At 66.0% G+C, this 19,242-nt stretch carries 17 protein-coding genes; 11 read left to right on the forward strand and 6 right to left on the reverse strand.

Annotation, left to right across the window (positions count from 1 at the left end; translation table 11 throughout):
* Positions 1 to 153 precede the first annotated feature (153 nt).
* The 5 genes from C3F42_RS03595 to C3F42_RS03615 all read left to right on the forward strand — a co-directional run bounded on the left by C3F42_RS03595 (position 154) and on the right by C3F42_RS03615 (position 4,169).
* On the forward strand, positions 154 to 894 hold the full coding sequence (locus C3F42_RS03595; RefSeq protein ID WP_046855862.1) for a response regulator: 741 nt from the start codon (positions 154 to 156) through the stop codon (positions 892 to 894).
* On the forward strand, positions 891 to 2,177 hold the full coding sequence (locus C3F42_RS03600; protein ID WP_104443982.1) for a HAMP domain-containing sensor histidine kinase: 1,287 nt from the start codon (positions 891 to 893) through the stop codon (positions 2,175 to 2,177). The genes C3F42_RS03595 and C3F42_RS03600 overlap by 4 nt, the downstream gene beginning before the upstream one ends.
* Positions 2,178 to 2,326: 149 nt before the next feature.
* The gene (locus C3F42_RS03605) at positions 2,327 to 3,025 is read left to right on the forward strand and encodes an AzlC family ABC transporter permease (protein WP_038705975.1); all 699 of its coding nucleotides are present in this window, start codon (positions 2,327 to 2,329) and stop codon (positions 3,023 to 3,025) included.
* Positions 3,022 to 3,336: an AzlD domain-containing protein gene (locus tag C3F42_RS03610; RefSeq protein ID WP_104443983.1), complete on the forward strand. Its 315-nt coding sequence runs from the start codon at positions 3,022 to 3,024 to the stop codon at positions 3,334 to 3,336. The genes C3F42_RS03605 and C3F42_RS03610 overlap by 4 nt, the downstream gene beginning before the upstream one ends.
* A complete protein-coding gene (locus C3F42_RS03615; protein WP_038705974.1) occupies positions 3,333 to 4,169 on the forward strand; it encodes an AraC family transcriptional regulator in 837 nt (278 codons plus the stop codon). Before C3F42_RS03610 ends, C3F42_RS03615 begins: the two co-directional genes overlap by 4 nt.
* Here the strand turns inward: C3F42_RS03615 and C3F42_RS03620 are convergent.
* On the reverse strand, positions 4,156 to 4,935 hold the full coding sequence (locus C3F42_RS03620) for a helix-turn-helix domain-containing protein (protein WP_104443984.1): 780 nt from the start codon (positions 4,933 to 4,935) through the stop codon (positions 4,156 to 4,158). The two genes, C3F42_RS03615 and C3F42_RS03620, sit on opposite strands and share 14 nt — an antisense overlap.
* A 103-nt stretch (positions 4,936 to 5,038) precedes the next feature.
* Between C3F42_RS03620 and C3F42_RS03625 the strand changes: the two genes are divergently transcribed.
* Positions 5,039 to 6,172, forward strand: coding sequence for an MFS transporter (locus C3F42_RS03625; RefSeq protein WP_038705972.1), 1,134 nt, complete (start codon positions 5,039 to 5,041; stop codon positions 6,170 to 6,172).
* A 54-nt stretch (positions 6,173 to 6,226) separates the two neighbouring features.
* Positions 6,227 to 6,454: a hypothetical protein gene (locus tag C3F42_RS03630; protein WP_104443985.1), complete on the forward strand. Its 228-nt coding sequence runs from the start codon at positions 6,227 to 6,229 to the stop codon at positions 6,452 to 6,454.
* 66 nt (positions 6,455 to 6,520) lie between these two features.
* Here C3F42_RS03630 and C3F42_RS03635 read toward each other — a convergent pair whose 3' ends face one another.
* From C3F42_RS03635 to C3F42_RS03655, 5 genes are all read right to left on the reverse strand, one after another.
* Positions 6,521 to 7,003, reverse strand: coding sequence for a copper chaperone PCu(A)C (locus C3F42_RS03635; protein WP_038705971.1), 483 nt, complete (start codon positions 7,001 to 7,003; stop codon positions 6,521 to 6,523).
* Entirely contained in the window at positions 7,004 to 7,612 is a 609-nt protein-coding gene (locus C3F42_RS03640) for an SCO family protein (protein ID WP_031315095.1), read from the reverse strand. It abuts the gene before it with no gap.
* A gap of 276 nt (positions 7,613 to 7,888) precedes the next feature.
* Positions 7,889 to 8,473, reverse strand: a complete 585-nt coding sequence (gene nfuA / locus C3F42_RS03645; protein WP_023630602.1) for a Fe-S biogenesis protein NfuA — start codon at positions 8,471 to 8,473, stop codon at positions 7,889 to 7,891.
* A 57-nt stretch (positions 8,474 to 8,530) separates the two neighbouring features.
* Positions 8,531 to 9,565, reverse strand: coding sequence for an acyltransferase (locus C3F42_RS03650; protein WP_094011182.1), 1,035 nt, complete (start codon positions 9,563 to 9,565; stop codon positions 8,531 to 8,533).
* Positions 9,566 to 9,728: 163 nt separating this feature from the next.
* A complete protein-coding gene (locus tag C3F42_RS03655) occupies positions 9,729 to 12,029 on the reverse strand; it encodes a fatty acid cis/trans isomerase (protein WP_094011252.1) in 2,301 nt (766 codons plus the stop codon).
* 172 nt (positions 12,030 to 12,201) lie between these two features.
* Between C3F42_RS03655 and metH the strand changes: the two genes are divergently transcribed.
* The 4 genes from metH to C3F42_RS03675 all read left to right on the forward strand — a co-directional run bounded on the left by metH (position 12,202) and on the right by C3F42_RS03675 (position 18,896).
* Positions 12,202 to 15,909 (forward strand): methionine synthase, encoded by a 3,708-nt coding sequence (gene metH, locus C3F42_RS03660; RefSeq protein WP_094011181.1) that lies wholly within the window; start codon positions 12,202 to 12,204, stop codon positions 15,907 to 15,909.
* Between the two features lie 78 nt (positions 15,910 to 15,987).
* Positions 15,988 to 17,100: a saccharopine dehydrogenase family protein gene (locus tag C3F42_RS03665; RefSeq protein WP_104443986.1), complete on the forward strand. Its 1,113-nt coding sequence runs from the start codon at positions 15,988 to 15,990 to the stop codon at positions 17,098 to 17,100.
* A gap of 1 nt (position 17,101) precedes the next feature.
* Positions 17,102 to 17,581 carry a DUF2269 domain-containing protein gene (locus C3F42_RS03670; protein ID WP_038705968.1) on the forward strand — a complete coding sequence of 160 codons (480 nt, stop codon included), beginning with the start codon at positions 17,102 to 17,104 and terminating at the stop codon, positions 17,579 to 17,581.
* Between the two features lie 160 nt (positions 17,582 to 17,741).
* On the forward strand, positions 17,742 to 18,896 hold the full coding sequence (locus C3F42_RS03675) for a cysteine desulfurase family protein (RefSeq protein WP_038705967.1): 1,155 nt from the start codon (positions 17,742 to 17,744) through the stop codon (positions 18,894 to 18,896).
* The last annotated feature ends 346 nt before the right edge of the window (positions 18,897 to 19,242 follow it).

The raw sequence follows: 19,242 nt of genomic DNA on the forward strand, positions 1-19,242 counted from the left end.
CCCGCCAGGTATCGCGCTTGTGTCCACCCAGGCTGTGACGTGCTTCCTCCTGTATCCACGGCAGTGCCAGATACACTGCAATACAAAGCGTGGCAGGCAAGCCCGGATTCGCTCGGTACACTGCGCCCAACCCTCACTCACAAGGACACCCCGATGGAGCATGTCGATCACATCCTGGTCGTCGACGACGACCGCGAAATCCGCGAACTGGTCGGCAACTACCTGAAGAAGAACGGCCTGCGCACGAGCATCGTCGCCGATGGCCGACAGATGCGCGCCTTCCTGGAAAACAACACGGTCGACCTGATCGTCCTCGACATCATGATGCCCGGCGACGACGGCCTGCTGCTGTGCCGCGAACTGCGCGCCGGCAAGCACCGCAATACGCCGGTGCTGATGCTGACCGCGCGCAACGACGAGACCGACCGCATCATCGGCCTGGAAATGGGCGCCGACGACTACCTGACCAAGCCTTTCTCCGCCCGCGAGCTGCTGGCGCGGATCAACGCCGTGCTGCGCCGCACGCGCATGCTGCCGCCCAACCTGACCATCAGCGAAAGCGGGCGCCTGATCGCCTTCGGCCCCTGGCGCCTGGACACCACCGCGCGCCACCTCCTCGACAGCGAGGGCACCCTGGTGGCGCTGTCCGGCGCCGAGTACCGCCTGCTGCGGGTATTCCTCGACCACCCGCAGCGGGTGCTCAGCCGTGAACAGCTGCTCAACCTCACCCAGGGCCGCGAGGCGGACATCTTCGACCGCTCCATCGATCTGCTGGTCAGCCGCCTGCGCCAGCGCCTGGGCGACGACGCCCGCGAACCCACCTGCATCAAGACCGTGCGCAGCGAAGGCTATGTATTCTCGCTGCCGGTGCAATTGCTGGAGTCGCCGGCGTGAAGTGGCCGCGGACCCTGGCCTCGCGCCTGGCGCTGATCTTCTTCACAGGATTGGTGCTGGCCTACGGCCTGTCGTTCAGCCTGCAGGCGTATGAGCGCTATGTCAGCAGCCGCTCGATGATGCTCAGCAACCTGGAGCTGGACGTCTCGACCTCTGTCGCCATCCTCGACCGACTGCCCGCCGCAGAGCGCCCGGCCTGGCTGCCACGCCTGGAACGGCGCACCTACCGCTACCAGCTGGACGAGGGGCTGTCCGGCGAAGCCATGCCCAGCGAGAACCCGCCGATGGCCGCCGACTCCATCGTCAAGGCCATCGGCGACCGCTACCGCCTGACCTTCCAGGAAATCCCCGGCCCCAATGCGCATTTCCAGGCCCACCTGCGCCTGGCCGACGGCGCGCCGTTGACCATCGACGTCACCCCGGCCCCGGTGCCGGTGGCCACCTGGCTGCCAGTAGTGCTGCTGATCCAGCTGGCGGTGCTGCTGGCCTGCACCTGGCTCGCCGTGCGCCTGGCCATCGGCCCGCTGACCCGGCTGGTCCAGGCCGTGGACAACCTTGACCCGAACAGCCCCGGCCCGCTGCTCGACGAAAGCGGCCCACGCGAGGTGCGCTACGCCGCCGTAGCCTTCAATGCGCTGCAGGCGCGCATCGCTGCCTACCTCAAGGAACGCATGCAATTGCTGGCCGCCATCTCCCACGACCTGCAGACGCCGATCACGCGCATGAAGCTGCGCGTCGAGCAGATGGACGACGGGCTGGAGAAGGACAAGCTGTGGCACGACCTCGACGCCATGGAGCACCTGGTGCGCGAGGGCGTGGCCTATGCCCGCAGCATGGACAGCGGCACCGAGGCGCCGTGCCGGGTCAACCTCGACGCCTTCCTCGACAGCCTGGTGTTCGACTACCAGGACAGCGGCGCGCAGGTGAATCGCAGCGGCAGCGCCCAGGCCACCCTGGAAACCCGCCCCCACGCCTTGCGCCGGGTACTGGTGAACCTGGTGGACAATGCGCTGAAGTTCTCCGGTGCCGCGCAGCTGGAAGTCGGCTGCGAGAACGGCGTGACGCTGATCCGCGTGCTCGACGATGGCCCCGGGATCCCCGAGGCGGAGCTCGACGACGTGCTCAAGCCGTTCTACCGGGTCGAAAGCTCGCGCAACCGCAGTACAGGCGGCACCGGGCTGGGGCTGGCCATCGCCCAGCAGCTGACCCAGGCCATGGGCGGCAGCCTGACCTTGCGCAACCGCGCCGAAGGTGGGCTGTGCGCCCAGGTCGAGTTGCGTTGAAGTAAAGGGCAAGCCCGCTGCTCAAGCCTGAGCGAGCGGGCTTGCCCTATTGACGCGGCCAGCAAAGGCGACAACAAAGCAAGATCGTTCAAGCCACCCTCTGGCCTGTCTGGCATGCTTGTCTGCCCTGTCGATTCGTTGCCGCTTCCATGCCCAGCCCACCCCTCGCCCGCCAAGCGTTCCTCCACGGCGCCATCGCCATCCTGCCACTGTCCGTGGCCGTTGCCCCCTGGGGCCTGCTCGCCGGCAGCATGGCCATCGAAGCCAACCTCAGCGCCTGGCAAGGCCAGGGCCTGTCGGCCATCGTATTCGCCGGCGCCGCGCAACTGGTGGCCATCGGCATGCTCAAGGGTGGCGCCAACCTGTTCTCGATCCTGCTCACCACCCTGCTGCTGACCTCCCAGCACCTGCTCTACGGGCTGTCGATGCGCCCGGTGCTGTCGGGGCTGCCGACCCGCTGGCGGTTGGGCCTGGGCTTCCTGCTCACCGATGAGTTCTTCGCCCTCACCAGTCACCACGACCAGCAGCAGTTCAACCGCTGGTACGCCTTGGGCGTGGGCCTGACCTTCTACGTGGCGTGGAACCTGTTCACCCTGGCCGGCATCGTCCTCGGCCAGAACATTCCGCACCTGGACCAGCTGGGCCTGGACTTCTCCATCGTCGCCACCTTCGTCGCACTGATCGCGCCGCTGGTGCGCAACCTGCCGACCGTGGTGTGCGTGGCGGTGTCGCTGTTCTGCTCGGTGCTGTTCAGTTACTGGCACTGGGAGACCGCCCTGGTCGCCGCCGGTCTGCTGGGCATGGCCGCCGGGTTCGTCTGCCAGAAGTTTTCCGGAGGCCGCTTATGATCTGGCTGCTGATCTTCGCCATGGGCACGGTGGTGTTCCTCAACCGCTACGCCTTCCTCGAACCGCGCCTGCCCCTGCGCCTGAGCTCCAATGCGCGGCAGTTCCTCGGCTTTGCCGTGCCCGGAATGCTCACCGCGATCTGCGGGCCGATCATCTTCCTGCCCGAGCACCAGCTCGACCTGAGCCCGCTGAACCCCTACCTGCTCGGTTCGCTGGTGGCCATCGCCCTGGTGCTGTTGACCCGCAGCGTATTGCTGAGCATGCTGGCGAGCATGCTGATCTTCTTCCTCCTGCGCAGCTGGCTGGCATGAGCACGCCACTGCGCGAACAGGCCCACCTGTGGCAGGCGCCCGCCCTGGGCGATGTCGAGATGCTGCACGCCCGCTATATCCAGCAGCGCTTCGCCCCGCACGTGCACGAAGGCTATGTGTTCACCGTGATCGAGTCTGGCGCCCAGCGCTTCTGGCACCGAGGCAGCGAGCACCTGGCGCCGGTGGGCAGCATGGTGCTGATCAACCCCGACGAGCTGCACACCGGCGCCACCGCCCACGAGGCCGGCTGGCGCTACCGTGGTTTCTACCCCGAGCATGAACGGGTCACCGGCGTGCTCGACGAACTGGAGCTGGGCCGCCATGGCCTGCCCCGGTTCAAGGACAGCGTGATCCAGGACCCGGCCCTGGCCGCCACGTTCAGCCACCTGCATCGGCTTTCGGAGTCCTGCGCCAGCGCCCTGGAGCAACAGACCGCCTGGCGCCAGGCGGTGCTGGCCCTGGTGCAGCGCCATGGCCATTGCGCCGAGCCCGTCGCCCCCGGCAACGAACCGCTGGCCGTGGCCCGCGCCCGCGAGCTGCTGGAGAGCCAGCTGGCCGATCCGCCGTCGCTGGAAGCCTTGGCGGCCGCGGTGAACCTTTCGCCATTCCACTTCGCCCGGGTATTCCGCCAGGCCACCGGCCTGCCGCCCCATGCCTGGCTCAAGCAGCGCCGCCTGGCCCGCGCCCGGGAACTGCTCAAATGCGGTCAATCAGTCCTCGAAGTCGCCTTTACCCTGGGTTTTGCCGACCAGAGCCACCTGAGCCGGCAGTTCAAGCAGGCCTATGGCGTGCCGCCTGGCGCCTATCGCCAGGCCTGTCTCAACCTGGCGTAGCGGCACGACTCCAGGCGCCCGGCGTCAGCCCGGTCATGCCGCGGAAAAACGCGATGAAGGCGCTGTCGCTGGCGAAGCCCAGCTCATCGGCGATCTCGCCCAGCGGCACGTTCAGCGCCAGGCGCTCGACCGCCCTCAGCAATCGCCACTGCTGGCGCCATTGCTGGTAACTCATCCCGGTGTCGCGACGCATCAGGCGGCCAATGGTCTTTTCACTGGCCCCGGCTTGCCGCGCCAACTCGCCCAGTGCTGGCGGCAAGCGATCGAGGCCGTCCACCAGGCGCGCCAGGCGTCGGTCGCGCGGCAGCGGCAGCAGCATTGGCTGGCGCTGCGCGCTCTGCAGTTCGGCACGACACAAGCCCAGCAGATGATGATTGGCCCCATGCCGCCAATCGCTGTCGAAGGGTGCCTGGGCAATCCGCTCGAGCAGCTCGCGCAGCAATGGATTGACGTCGAGGATGGTCACCTGCTCCGGTAGCCCCTGCGCCGCCGTCGCATCCAGGTACACCGAGCGGTAATCCACCGTCTCGCGCATCCGCGCACGATGCGCCAGGCCGCCCGGTATCCACGCCGCGCGGCTCGGCGGCAACAGGCACAGCAGCCCCGGCGAGTCGATACGCACGCAGCCCTGGCGGGTGAACAGCACCTGGCCTCGGACATGCCAGTGGTTGCCGGAATCATGGTCGCCCAAGGCCGAGCAGATGCCGATCACCGGTGCTGGGTGGGCGTCCGGGTCAAAGGCGCTATCGGGTGCGAGCCATGCCATTGCAGCTTGTCCTGTTTCATTGATTTCCTGGCTTGATCACGATAATGGATCATAGCTTGCCAACCCTACCATGGGCCTCCGATCAACTGCAGAGGACAAGCCCATGCAAAATCGTTATTGGCTGGCTTTCGCCACTGCCATGCTCATGTTCCCGCAAATAGCCGAAACCCTGTACAGCCCGGCTCTGGTGTCGCTGGCCGAAGGCTTCGCGGTTTCCGCTGCGCACGCCTCGTTGACCCTGTCGTTGTACTTCGTCGCCTTCGCGGTCGGCGTGCTGTTCTGGGGGCGGTTGTGCGATATCAAGGGCCGGCGGCCGACCATGCTCGCGGGCCTTGCGCTGTATACCCTGGCAGCACTGGCGGCACTGCTGGCCAGCGATTTCAGCCAGTTGCTGGCGGCGCGGATGGTCGCCGCCTTCGCCGCCGCAGTCGGTTCGGTGGTCACCCAGACTGCACTGCGCGACCGCTACAACGGCGCGGAACTGGCCCGGGTGTTCTCGCTGATCGGCGCATGCCTGGCCATAAGCCCCGCACTGGGCATGCTCGGTGGCGGCTGGCTGGACCAGGCGTTCGGCTATCGCGGCGTGCTGGCCGCGCAATTGATCCTGGCATCGGCACTGCTGGCCTGGGGCTGGCAGGCGATGCCCGAGACCCAGGCCGCCGCGCCCGCGCTGACACCGTTGCGCCAGGTGCTGATGCGCCTGCTGGCGGACCGCCGGGTGCTGCTGGCCAGCGCGCTGGTGGCCTTGTTCAACATTGCCGTGTTCGCCTGGTACAGCCTGGCGCCGTTCGTCTTCGAACGCCTGGGACAGGCACAGTGGATGGGCTATTCGGGCGTGGGCCTGGCCCTCGGCTCGCTGGCTGGCGCCAGGCTCAATGCTCTGCTGCTGGGGCGCGCAGTCGCGGCCGCCACCCTGATGAAGGGTGCCGCGCTGCTGCTCGTGGTCGGCGCCCTGGGCATGACGGCAATCGGTGAATCACCGTGGATCGTCGCGCCAATGGCCTTGGTGATGATCGCGTTCGCCATGGCCATCCCCTTGCTGCTCGGCTCGGCACTGGTGGCCTACGCCGATTGCCGGGGTACGGCGGCAGCCTTGTTCGGCCTGCTGTATTACCTGCAGATCGGCGCGGGGCTGATGGTAGTCGGCATGCTGCAGATGCTGGCGCCTGGGTTGCTGCTGATCGCGCTCGCCATCTGCGCGCTGAGCCTGGGCTATTTGCGCTATCTGCGCGGCTGACACCGTCGGCTGCAGCCGCTGCTACACTCACAAGGCTGAACGGAGGAACCCGCCATGTCCGAACGAGAAATCACCACGCTCCTGTCGCTGATGAGCCAGCGTCAGGTCTGCCTGAGCAGCGCCTGCAAGGAGATCGCCGACTGGATCGACCGCCAGGGCGACGTGCCCGCCGCCGGCAAGATCCGCGCCAGCCTCAAGGCACTCGAGGCCGAAGACGCCCAGGTGCGCAAGACGCTGACCTCGCTGAACATCGAACGGCCGCTGCCACGTTTTCGCAGCTGACCGCTGAAAACCATCGCGGGGGAGCAGGCTCGTCGGAGCGCCGCATCGCCCGCGATGGGTGCTGCATCAGTGGTTCATGTGCATATGGTCGTGGCCGGCGCCGGCCTCGGCGTTGAGCGCACGCACCGGAGCCTGCACCTGCAGGGTTTCCTTCGCGCCCTTGGCATCCTCGATGGTCAGGGTCAGCGGTACCTGCTCACCCTCCTTCACCTGCTGGTTCAGGCCCATCAGCATCACGTGGAAGCCGTTCGGGTCCAGCTTCACCGCCTTGCCAGCCGGCAACTCGACCGCCTTCACTTCACGCATGCCCATCACGTCGCCGTTCATGGTCATCTCGTGCACCTGCACGGTCTTGGCCACGGGCGAGGCGACGCTGACCAGCTTGCTGTCGCTGCTCGCGGTCAGGGTCATGAAGGCCCCGGTGGCGTGCTGGTGCGGCACGCTGGCGCGTACCCAGGCGTCGCTCACGGTGGTCTGGGCCAGGGCCGGCAGGGCCAGGCTCATCAGTGCCAGGGCGGCCAGGCCGCGCTTGATCGGTTGCATCGACATTCAGCAGATCTCCATCAGGGTGACCAGGTCTTCGGCGCATTCCTGGGCGTTCAGGGAATGGCCCAGGCTCAGGCGCAGGGTGCCACGGGTATCGTAGACGTAGCTGGTGGACGAGTGAGAGATGGTGTAGGTATCGCCGGCCGGGACCTTCTCGTAGAACACCTTGAACTCACGGGCCACCGCGTCGATTTCCTCGGGGGTGCCGGTCAGGGCGACGATCGACGGGTCGAAGGCCTTGACGTAGGCATCGAGCACCTCGGGGGTATCGCGTTCCGGGTCCAGGGTGATGAACACCGGCTGGAACAGGTCGCGGTCGCGGCCACGCAGGATCTTGCGGATCTGCGCCACACGCGCCATGGCGGTCGGGCAGACGGCCGGGCACTGGGTGAAGCCGAAGAAGATCATCGGCATCGAGCCGTAGAAGCTCGACAAGGTGCGCTCGTTGCCTTGCGGGTCCTTGAGCTTGAACTTACGCCCGAGGATCTCGTTGCTCATGTTCTTGCCGTACTTGAAGTCCAGGCCACGGGCCGGGCTGCAGCCCGCCAGCAGGCCAAGCCCCAGTACGCCCATCCCGGCGACAACTGCGCGCCGGGTCAACAGATCATTCATGGAACCATCCTTTACAGGGAAGGTGCCGACCCCTGGGATGGGCCGGCCAGAAAACCGGGGCATTCTGTCACGCCCCCCCCCGTACCATCCACCCGACATCCGGCTGATCGGGCTGCAGCCCTTTGTTTACGGGGCGCGACCGGTTGTCGCAGGGGTTGAATCCGTAACACTTTGTTGCTAGTGATCAATGCACAAAGCCTGAAAAGCATCGCGGGGCAAGCCCGCTCCCACAACCTGTGGAAGCGGGCTTGCCCCGCGATGGCGTCACCACTGCGATCAGTAGTACGCGTTTTCCTTCTGGCTGTGGTCGGTCACGTCACGCACGCCCTTGAGCTCGGGAATACGCTCGAGCAAGGTGCGCTCGATGCCTTCCTTGAGGGTCACGTCGGCCTGGCCGCAGCCCTGGCAACCACCGCCGAACTGCAGCACGGCGATGCCGTCGTCGACCACGTCCACCAGGCTCACGGCGCCGCCGTGGCTGGCCAGGCCCGGGTTGATCTCGGTCTGCAGGTAATAGTTGATCCGCTCGTTGATCGGGCTGTCTTCGTTGACCATCGGCACCTTGGCGTTCGGCGCCTTGATGGTCAGCTGGCCACCCATGCGGTCGGTGGCGTAGTCGACCAGCGCGTCCTCCAGGAACGGCACGCTGACCGCATCGAGGTAGGCGGTGAAGCTCTTCAGGCCCACCGGCTGGTCGTCGGGCTTCTCTTCGCCCGGCTTGCAGTACGCAATGCAGGTCTCGGCGTAGGTTGTGCCCGGCTGGGTAATGAAAATACGGATGCCGATGCCAGGCGTGTTCTGCTTGGAGAGCAGATCGGCCAGGTAATCATGGGCGGCGTCGGTAATGGTTATAGCGCTCATGGAAGTTCCTCACAGACTTGCCGGCAGTGTACGCCAACCCGGCGTGCGAACAAAGTCCTAGTATTTGACTCGGGAAAGCGCCAGCGCCGGTTCCTGCGCCGTTCGCGCCGTGAACACGGCCTTGAGCCGCCAGTACAGGCCGCGCTCCAGCCATTGGTAGCTGAGCCACGACATTAGTCCGATTGACGGCACGCACAGGGCAAATACCAGGTAAGGGTTCAGGCGCAGCCCCTCGCTGATGAATAGACCGGCGTACAGCACCAGCACATGCACCAGATACACCGAGTAGGAACAGTCCCCCAGGGCCTTGAGAACCTGATTGCCCTTGAAGTAGCGCTCCAGGGCGATGAACGCCAGCACCACCAGGGCGCTCGGCAGGCCCCAGTGCAGCAGGCGCTGCGAAGCGTCGAGGTGATAGAGCGCCAACCCCGCCAGACCGAGCAATCCCAACGGCAACCACAGCCCTTCGCGGATCAACCCGCGTCGATACAGCACACCCAGGCCGATGCCCAACAGGAACTCGTAGACGATATCGTTGTTGTAGAAGCGGCTCAGCACACCCAGGCGCCCCAGCACTTCGCTCGCCAGCAGCAATGCTGCCGTCACCAGCCACAGGTGATGACGCTGGCGCACCAGGAAGGCCAGGCCGAACAGCAGGTAGAAGAACATCTCGAAGTTCAGCGTCCAGCCGACGTTGAGCGTTGGATACAGCCCATAGCCACCGGGGTTTTCCGCCGGGATGAACAACAGCGACAGCAGCAGGTGCTGCCATTCGAACACCTGGTGCGGCATCCAGCGGCTGGCCGCCAGCATCAGCACGGCCATCAGCAGGGTGTAGAACCAATACGCGGGCACGATGCGCAAGGCACGGTTGAGCAGGAACTGTCCTGGGGCGATGGCCTTGTCGCGGGTCGACAGGTAGATCACCAGGCCACTGATGACAAAGAAGATGTCCACCCCCACCGCGCCGCGATCAGCGAGCAGTTGGCCGATGGGGCCGGTGGCGTGGAAGTCGAAGAAGATCTGCCGGAAGTGGTGGCAGACCACCAGCCAGGCGGCGAATGCCCGTAGAGCCTGAAGCGAATACAGCATGAAATACCCTGTGATCGGCGGTGCATTGAGGCCCGGCGAGCCGGCTCCCACAGGGTTCGCGCACTTCTGTGGGAGCCGGCTTGCCGGCGATGGGCTGCAGCGCAGCCCAGGGCCTACCTACCGATTCCGACCGCAGGATGCCGGGAAAGTCCCGGCCAACCGATCAGAGGTTCTCGTAGCGGTTCATGTCCAGCACCCCGGCCTCCACCGGCTGGGTCTCCTTGATGTAGCTGTTCAGGTCATGGAAGTAGCGCCAGAACTCAGGATGGCTGCGGCGCACACCCCAGCGCATGACGATGCGCTCGAACTTGTCGGTGTCGTCACGCGCCGCCTCCATGTCCTCGACGAACTCCGGCACATCGGCCGTCGGGATGTTGAAGATGAAGTTGGGGTAGCTGCTGAGCACGCCCGGATACAAGGTCAGGGTGTCGAGCCCCGGCTGGTAGCGATAGGCCTCGCCAAGCAGGAACGCCACGTTGCTGTGCGCGCGGTTGCGCAGCAGGCTGTAGACCTGGCGCTGGCCGCCCTGCCCTTCGATGCGCAGCATGCTCGCCTCGGGCAGTTGGCCGATCACCTTGAGCCCCGCCGCCGGGCGCGACACCAGGCGGCTCAGCGATTGCTCGGCGTCACGGAACTCCGCGGACAGCCCGGGCCGCGAGCAATAGGCGCCCTGGCAGCGGTTGATCGGGTCCGGCGCGGCGTTCAGGCTGCCGGTGCGTTGCAGCAGCTTGAGGCCGAAGTCGCGCTTGGGGTCGTGCTTGTCCAGTTTCAGCGCGCTCGGAGTGCTGGTGTCGATGTCCTCGTAGTCCATCCACATCTTCACCTTGCCGCTGTTCTGGTACCAGTCGCCGAGGATCTCGCCGCGCTTGCCGGCCGGCATCAGGCGCAGGAAGTTGATCTCGGCGCCGTTGCGGATCAGGTCGAAGTACAGCCGCGTCTGCAACTGGTGCGAAACATTGCCAAACACGTCGAAGTTCACCGCCAGCTGGTAGTAGGTGCGCTCGAACAGCGGATAATCGAACAGCCACATGGTCAGCGGCACGTCACCGATCAGGCCCTTGGTCACCGAGGCGCTGTCGAAGTGGCGGAAGATGCTCAAAAGTGCGTTGTCGTTGCCCGCCCACAGCGTCGACCAGCTGGGCGCCGGCTGTTCGGCATAGGCCTCACGGCGCAGGGCTTCGTACTCGTTGCGCTTGTCACGGTAGGCGTGCCACAGGCTCAGCACGCTGCCCACGTCGTCGATCTGCCCCGGCATGGCCAGCAGCGGCGTGGCCTCGCCCCGGTACTGGGCGTCGGTGATGTACAGGTCGTGGGCCGGCTCCTGGAACAGCGCCCAGAAGTTGTCGCGGATCACGTCGGTGGCGATCTGCCCGCGGCACACCGGGCCACGGATGAAGGTACGGACGAAGTACTCGGCGTTGTCCAGCATGAACTGGTAGCGGGCCACCGCCGGGATCGCCTCGAAGGTCTCGAACGGGTTGGACCGGTGCCGCGGCCCATAGCCCGGCAGTGCGCTGGCGTGCCAGTCGCCGCTGTAGAACAGCTGCTTGACCCGCTTGAGCTTCTGCGGCCCCATCGGGTAGGTGATGTGGGTCTTGTGCACGATCACGCCCTGCACCGGGATCAACCGATAGTAGAAGTCGGTGCCCGGCGGGTCGTTGGGGCGGCGGGTGGCGATCAGGTCCACCGGCTGGCCGCTCGGGGTGCGCGAGCGCACCCACTGGAAGAAGTGACCCTGCTCGCCACCGACGAAATAGATGTGCGCCAGGAACAGGTGCTCGTACAGCCAACGGCCGACCAGCGCCTCGGTGGAGCCGGGGCGATTGAGCAGTTCTTCCCAGTCGGCGATCTGCTTCGCCTCTGCCGCGCTGGGCTGGATCGGGGTCTTTTCCACCGGCGCGCCAGCGGCCAGCCAGCGCTGCAGGGTCTGGTACTGCTGGTCGGTCAGCCCGGTGACCGCCAGCGGCATGCCCTCCTTGGGATGGGCACCGGCGTAGGCGTCGAATTCGTGGGGCAACGGGCACATGTTGTTGCGGTTGAGCCCCAGCACGATCTCTTCGGGCAGTTTGGCGTTGGGCGTGAGCGGGGTCTTGTGACCCAGTTCGAGCATGCGCGCCATCAGCGCCGCCTGGCTGCCCTGCTTGTCCAGCACCGAATAGAAGCCCTGCTTGCGCCAGCCCGCTTCGTCGCGGGCGTCGTAGAACAGCCGCGTGGTGGGCACCGCCTGGCTGCGCTCGCCCTGATAGACCGGCACCTTCGAGGCTCCGCGCTCGGCGCCCTCGGCGCTGCCCAGGTTGAGCTGGCAGGCAGCGTCGTTACAGGCGTGGCAGGCCACGCACTTCTCGGTGAAGATCGGTTGGATATCCCGGGTGTATGAGATCGTCGGGCTCGATTGGGGGGCCTGCCCGAACGCCGCGCCACTGATGAGCAAGGCGAAGGCGCTGGCAAGTATGCGATGCAGCATGTGCCGAATGTCCTGGTTCTTGAAAGCCATCACGATGTGCCTGGCGGGTCCTGAGGTGTTGGAGGGTCGCACTAACATGAGGGAAATTCATGCGAATGGGCGATGCGCCTAAAATCCGTGCAGCTTTGTTATTATTCGGCACCTTCTGTTATTTGCCCGACCAGGTAGTCCTATGTCCGACCGCAGCGCTCGTTTACAAGCACTCCAGAACGCACTCAAAGAGCGCATCCTGATCCTCGACGGCGGCATGGGTACTATGATCCAGAGTTACCGCCTAGAGGAACACGACTATCGTGGCACGCGCTTTGCCGATTGGCCAAGCGATGTCAAAGGCAACAACGATCTTTTGCTGCTCAGCCGCCCCGACGTGATCGCCGCGATCGAGAAAGCCTACCTGGACGCCGGCGCCGATATCCTCGAGACCAACACGTTCAACGCCACGCAGATATCCCAGGCCGACTACGGCATGGAAGCGCTGGTTTACGAGCTCAACGTCGAGGGCGCGCGTATCGCCCGCCAGGTGGCCGACGCCAAGACCCTGGAAACCCCGGACAAGCCACGCTTCGTCGCCGGCGTGCTCGGCCCTACCAGCCGCACCTGTTCGATCTCCCCGGACGTCAACGACCCCGGCTACCGCAACGTCACCTTCGACGAGTTGGTGGAGAACTACACCGAGGCCACCCGCGGCCTGATCGAGGGCGGCGCCGACCTGATCCTGATCGAGACCATCTTCGACACCCTCAACGCCAAGGCGGCGATCTTCGCCGTGCAGCAAGTGTTCGAGGAAGACCAGGTGGAACTGCCGATCATGATCTCCGGCACCATCACCGACGCCTCCGGGCGCACCCTGTCGGGCCAGACCACCGAAGCGTTCTGGAACTCGGTTCGCCACGCCAACCCGATTTCCGTGGGCCTGAACTGCGCCCTCGGTGCCAAGGACCTGCGTCCGTACCTGGAAGAACTCTCGACCAAGGCCGACACCCACGTGTCCGCCCACCCCAACGCCGGCCTGCCCAACGCCTTCGGCGAATACGACGAGACCCCGGCCGAGATGGCTGCGGTTGTCGAGGAGTTTGCCGCCAGCGGTTTCCTCAACATTATCGGCGGCTGCTGCGGCACCACCCCGCCGCACATCCAGGCCATCGCCGAGGCCGTAGCCAAGTACAAGCCACGGACGATCCCGGACATCCCCAAGGCCTGCCGCCTGTCGGGCCTTGAGCCGTTCACCATCGATCGCCAGTCGCTGTTCGTCAACGTCGGCGAGCGCACCAACATCACCGGCTCCGCCAAGTTCGCCCGGCTGATCCGCGAGGAAAACTACACCGAGGCGCTGGAAGTCGCCCTGCAGCAGGTCGAGGCCGGCGCCCAGGTGATCGACATCAACATGGACGAAGGGATGCTCGACTCCCAGGCCGCCATGGTCCGCTTCCTCAACCTGATCGCCGGCGAGCCGGATATCTCCCGGGTGCCGATCATGATCGACTCCTCCAAGTGGGAGGTGATCGAGGCGGGCCTGAAGTGCATCCAGGGCAAGGGCATCGTCAACTCGATTTCGATGAAGGAAGGCGTCGAGCAGTTCAAGCACCACGCCCGCCTGTGCAAGCGCTACGGCGCCGCCGTGGTGGTGATGGCCTTCGACGAGGTCGGCCAGGCCGACACCGCCGCGCGCAAGCGCGAGATCTGCCAGCGCAGCTACGACATCCTGGTCAACGAAGTCGGCTTCCCGCCGGAAGACATCATCTTCGACCCGAACATCTTCGCCGTCGCCACCGGCATCGAGGAGCACAACAACTACGCCGTCGACTTCATCGAGGCCTGCGCCTACATCCGCGACCACCTGCCCTATGCCCTGACTTCGGGCGGCGTGTCCAACGTGTCGTTCTCGTTCCGCGGCAACAACCCGGTGCGCGAGGCCATCCACTCGGTGTTCCTCTACCACGCGATCAAGAACGGCCTGACCATGGGTATCGTCAACGCCGGCCAGCTGGAGATCTACGACGAGATCCCCGCCGCCCTGCGCGAAAAGGTCGAGGACGTGGTGCTCAACCGCACCGCGCATGGCACCGACGCCCTGCTGGCCATCGCCGATGACTACAAGGGCGGCGGCGCCACCAAGGAAGTCGAGAACGAAGAATGGCGCTCTATGCCGGTCGACAAGCGCCTGGAGCATGCGCTGGTCAAGGGCATCACCGCCTATATCGTCGAAGATACCGAAGAGTGCCGCCAGCAATCGGCGCGCCCCATCGAGGTCATCGAAGGCCCGCTGATGAGCGGCATGAACGTGGTCGGCGACCTGTTCGGCGCCGGCAAGATGTTCCTGCCCCAGGTGGTGAAGTCCGCCCGCGTGATGAAACAGGCCGTGGCCCACCTGATCCCGTTCATCGAAGCCGAGAAAGGCGACAAACCCGAAGCCAAGGGCAAGATCCTCATGGCCACGGTCAAAGGCGACGTGCACGACATCGGCAAGAACATCGTCGGCGTGGTGCTCGGTTGCAACGGCTATGACATCGTCGACATGGGCGTGATGGTCCCGGCCGAGAAGATCCTGCAGACCGCCCGCGAGCAGAAGTGCGACATCATCGGCCTGTCCGGTCTGATCACCCCGTCGCTGGACGAGATGGTCCATGTCGCCCGCGAGATGCAGCGCCAGGACTTCCACCTGCCGCTGATGATCGGCGGCGCGACCACCTCCAAGGCGCACACGGCGGTGAAGATCGAACCCAAGTACTCCAACGATGCGGTGATCTACGTCACCGACGCCTCGCGGGCCGTGGGCGTGGCCACGCAACTGCTGTCCAAGGAACTCAAGAGCGGTTTCGTCGAGAAGACCCGCCAGGAATACGTCGAGGTGCGCGAGCGCACCGCCAACCGCAGCGCCCGCACCGAGCGCCTGAGCTACGCCCAGGCCATCGCCGCCAAGCCGCAGTACGATTGGGCCACCTACCGGGCCGCGGTGCCCAGCTTCACAGGCGTCAAGGTGCTGGAGAACATCGACCTGCGCACCCTGGCCGAGTACATCGACTGGACGCCGTTCTTCATCTCCTGGGACCTGGCCGGCAAGTTCCCGCGCATCCTCACCGACGAAGTGGTCGGCGAGGCCGCCACGGCGCTGTACAAGGACGCCCGCGAGATGCTCGACAAGCTGATCGACGAGCAACTGATCAGCGCCCGCGCGGTGTTCGGCTTCTGGCCGGCCAACCAGGTGGCCGATGACGATATCGAGGTGTACGGCGACGCCGGCGAGACCCTGGCCACCCTGCACCACCTGCGCCAGCAGACCATCAAGCCCGACGGCAAGCCGAACTGGTCGCTGGCCGACTTCGTCGCGCCCAAGGCCAGCGGCGTGACCGACTATGTCGGCGGCTTCATCACCACCGCCGGCATCGGCGCCGAGGAAGTGGCCAAGGCCTACCAGGACAAGGGCGACGACTACAGCTCGATCATGGTCAAGGCCCTGGCCGACCGCCTGGCCGAGGCCTGCGCCGAGTGGCTGCACGAGCAGGTGCGCAAGGAGCACTGGGGCTATGCCAAGGACGAACACCTGGACAACGAGGCGCTGATCAAGGAGCAGTACAGTGGTATCCGCCCGGCGCCTGGCTACCCGGCGTGCCCGGACCACACCGAGAAGGAAACCCTGTTCCGCCTGCTCGACGGCAGCGCGATTGGCGAGACCGGCCCCAGCGGCGTGTTCCTCACCGAGCACTTCGCCATGTTCCCGGCGGCGGCAGTCAGCGGCTGGTACTTCGCCCACCCGCAGGCGCAGTACTTCGCCGTGGGCAAGGTCGACAAGGACCAGATCGAACAGTACAGCGCGCGCAAGGGCCAGGACATTGCCGTGAGCGAGCGCTGGCTGGCGCCGAACCTCGGCTACGACGCCTGACCCCTCCGGGGCTGCCTTGCCGGCGATGGGCCGCAGGGCGGCCCCGCGTTCCCCCGACACATGCACAAGGCCCCCAGCATGTCTCCCCGAATCCTGGTGATCGGCGCCTACGGCAACTTCGGCCGTATCATCTGCCGCCACCTGAACCAGATGCCCGCCGTGCAACTGGTGATCGCCGGCCGCAATGCCGACAGCCTCTCGCAACTGGCTGCACAGTTGAACGGCAGCGAAAGCTGGTGCGGCGATGCGATGGCCCCCGGCTTTGCCGATGCCCTGCGCGCGCTGCGCATCGACTGGGTGATCCACACCGGCGGCCCGTTCCAGGGCCAGCCCTACCGCGTGGCCGAGGCCTGCATCGAAGCCGGCGCGCACTACTGCGACCTGTCCGACTGCCGGCTGTTCGTCAATGGCATCGCCCAACTGAACGATCGTGCCCGCCAAGCCCAGGTCACCCTGCTCAGTGGCTGCAGTTCGGTGCCGAGCCTGTCGTCCGCGATTCTCGACGAGCAGCGCCATCACTTCAGCCGTATCGACCGCATCGAGCACGGCATTTCTTCCTCGGCGAAGATGCCCGGCCTGTCTACCATCGAAGGCGTGCTGGCCTATGCCGGCAGGCCGATCCGCCAGTGGCGCGACGGCCGCCCGTGCAACGTGGACGGCTGGCTCGGCCTGCAGCTGCGCCATCTGCCCGGGCTCGGCTGGCGCCTGTTGAACGACGTCGACGTGCCGGACATGGACATCTTCGCCACACGCTACGGCGCCCGTGACCTGGCGTTCAAGGCCGGCTCCGGGCTGATGCTCGGCGGCCTGGCCAATGCCGCGCTGGCGTTGCTGGTCAAGTACGGCCTGGTGCACGACCCGCTGCCCTGGGCGCGACGCCTGCATCGGCTGGGCAGCCGTTTCGAACGCTGGGGCGATGGCAAGAGCGCGATGTACCTCGACGTTCGCGGCCTGGACCTGCAAGGCCAGCCACTGCGCCTGCAGGCCCAGGTCAGCGCCAGCGACGACAAGGGCCCGGAGATCCCCAGCTGCGCGGCAGTGGCGCTGATGGCCAGGGTCGTCGAAGGCTACCAGCCTGAACCGGGCGCCCGCCCCTGCGTCGGCGAGATCAGCGTCGAACGGTACCTGGCGGCCATCGGTGAGCCGGACAAGGTGCGCTACAGCGTCAGTTTCCAGCACGGACGAGGCTGAGATGAGCTACCTGCTGCTCAAGTACCTGCACATCATCGCCGCAGTGTTTCTCTTCGGCTTCGGCATGGGCTCGTACCTGTACCTGATCGCCGCCAACCGCAGCGGCGACCCGCGGGTGATCGCCGCGGTGGCGCGGATGGTGGTGCGCTTCGACGCCTGGATTACCACCCCGGCGGGCGTGCTGCAGCTGCTGACCGGCTACGCCATGGTCAGCATGACCGGCATGCCCTGGTCCGCCGACTGGCTGCGCGCCGCGCTGCTGATCTTCTTTGCGGTCGGCGCCTTGTGGCTGCCAGTGCTGCTGTTGCAGGCGCGCATGCAGCGCCTCGCCGCCCAGGCAGCCGGCAACGGCACGGCGCTGGGCGAGGACTACCAGCAGATGTACCGTCCGTGGCTGTGGATGGGGGTGGCGGGGTTCACCGGGATGTTCCTGATCGTGCTGGTGATGGTCACCAAGCAGGCGCCATGGCAGTGGCTTTGATACACAAAAAAATTTTCTACCTCCAAGCAAAAATCTAGTAGAAGTTTTTCCCGAAATCCCCGCAAGTTGGCAAAATTGGAAAACATTCATATCACCATTTCCCTAGCATGAGTCCATGGATGCCGACAGGCGGCGTCCACCCACGGACCCGCCCACGATCATGCCCCGCACCCCGCTCTACTTCGATTACGCCGCCACCACACCGGTCGATGACCAGGTCATCGCCGCCATGCTCACCTGCCTGGGCCGTGAGGCGAACTTCGGCAACCCCGCCTCAAGCGGCCATTTCCACGGCCAGGCGGCCCGCGAAGCCGTCGAGCATGCCCGCCAGCAGGTGGCCGAGCAGGTTGGCGCGCAGCCCGACGAGCTGGTCTGGACCTCCGGCGCAACCGAATCCAACAACCTCGCGCTCAAGGGCATCGCCCAGGGCTGCGCGCAGCCGGGGCATGTGATCACCAGCCAGATCGAGCACAAGGCCATCCTCGACACCGCCGCCGAGCTGGAGCGCCTGGGCTGGGCAGTGACCCGCCTGGCCCCGGATGCTCGAGGGTTGATCCAGCCCGAAGCGGTCCAGGCCGCGCTGCGTCCGGACACACGCCTGGTGTCGCTGATGGCGGTGAACAACGAACTGGGCACGGTGACCGACTTTGCCGCCATCGGTGCAACCGTCCGCGAGCACGGTGCGCTTCTGCACGTGGACGCGGCGCAGGCAGTGGGCAAGGTTCGGATCGACCTGGCGCAGCACGCGGTCGACCTGATGTCGTTCTCGGCGCACAAGGTCTACGGCCCCAAGGGCATCGGTGCCCTCTACGTCGGCCCTCGCGCCCGCCCGGCGATGCGTGCGCAGATGCACGGCGGCGGCCATGAGCGCGGCTTGCGCTCTGGCACCCTGGCCACCCACCAGATCGTCGGCATGGGCAGTGCCTTCGCCCTGGCCGGCCAGCCCGGCGCGGCGGAGTACCAGCGCCTGGAGCAACTCGCCCGGCGCTTGCGCGACGGCCTGCTGGCAATGCCCGGGGTCACGCTCAACGGCTGCGCGGAGCATCGCATTCCCCATACCCTCAACCTGTGCATCGATGCCAAGGGTTTCAACAGCCTGGCCCTGGCGGGCGAGCTGGCGCTGTCGAGCACTTCGGCGTGCAACTCGGCGAGCAATGCGGCGTCCCACGTGCTGCTGGCCCTCGGCCTCGACGAGCGCCAGGCGCGCAACAGCGTGCGCCTGAGCGTCGGGCGCTACACCCGCGAAGAGGACGTGGACACGGCGCTGGCGGTGTTTGGCCGGGTGATTGGCGCGGCGGCAGTGGCCCTCTGGTAGGGCGCGCCGCAGGCCGGATTGGCGCCGCTAGCGCGCCGCTGCCGCTTGCTCCGCAATAATCCACAGGCATCCCTCTGACCAATTGCGGATCAGGCACCCGCCCCTGGCGGACGCACATTCGTTCTTGTCCCTCAGGTTCTCCACGTTGGCCCATAGGTCACCGCCTTCTTCTGCCCATTGAAGTGATACCCCGCCGAAGTCGAAACGGCTCGATGTCGGCAGGCCCAGGCGCCCTCAGCGTCCGGCGTTGAGGCGGTGGCATCCAGCGTGATGGCGCCGTCTGTACCATACGCCTTGACGACAACGGAACAGCACAGTGCAAGAAGGGTCGACTGATACGGACAGG

It is taken from the genome of Pseudomonas sp. PONIH3 (assembly GCF_002934345.1).
Lineage (GTDB): Bacteria > Pseudomonadota > Gammaproteobacteria > Pseudomonadales > Pseudomonadaceae > Aquipseudomonas > Aquipseudomonas soli.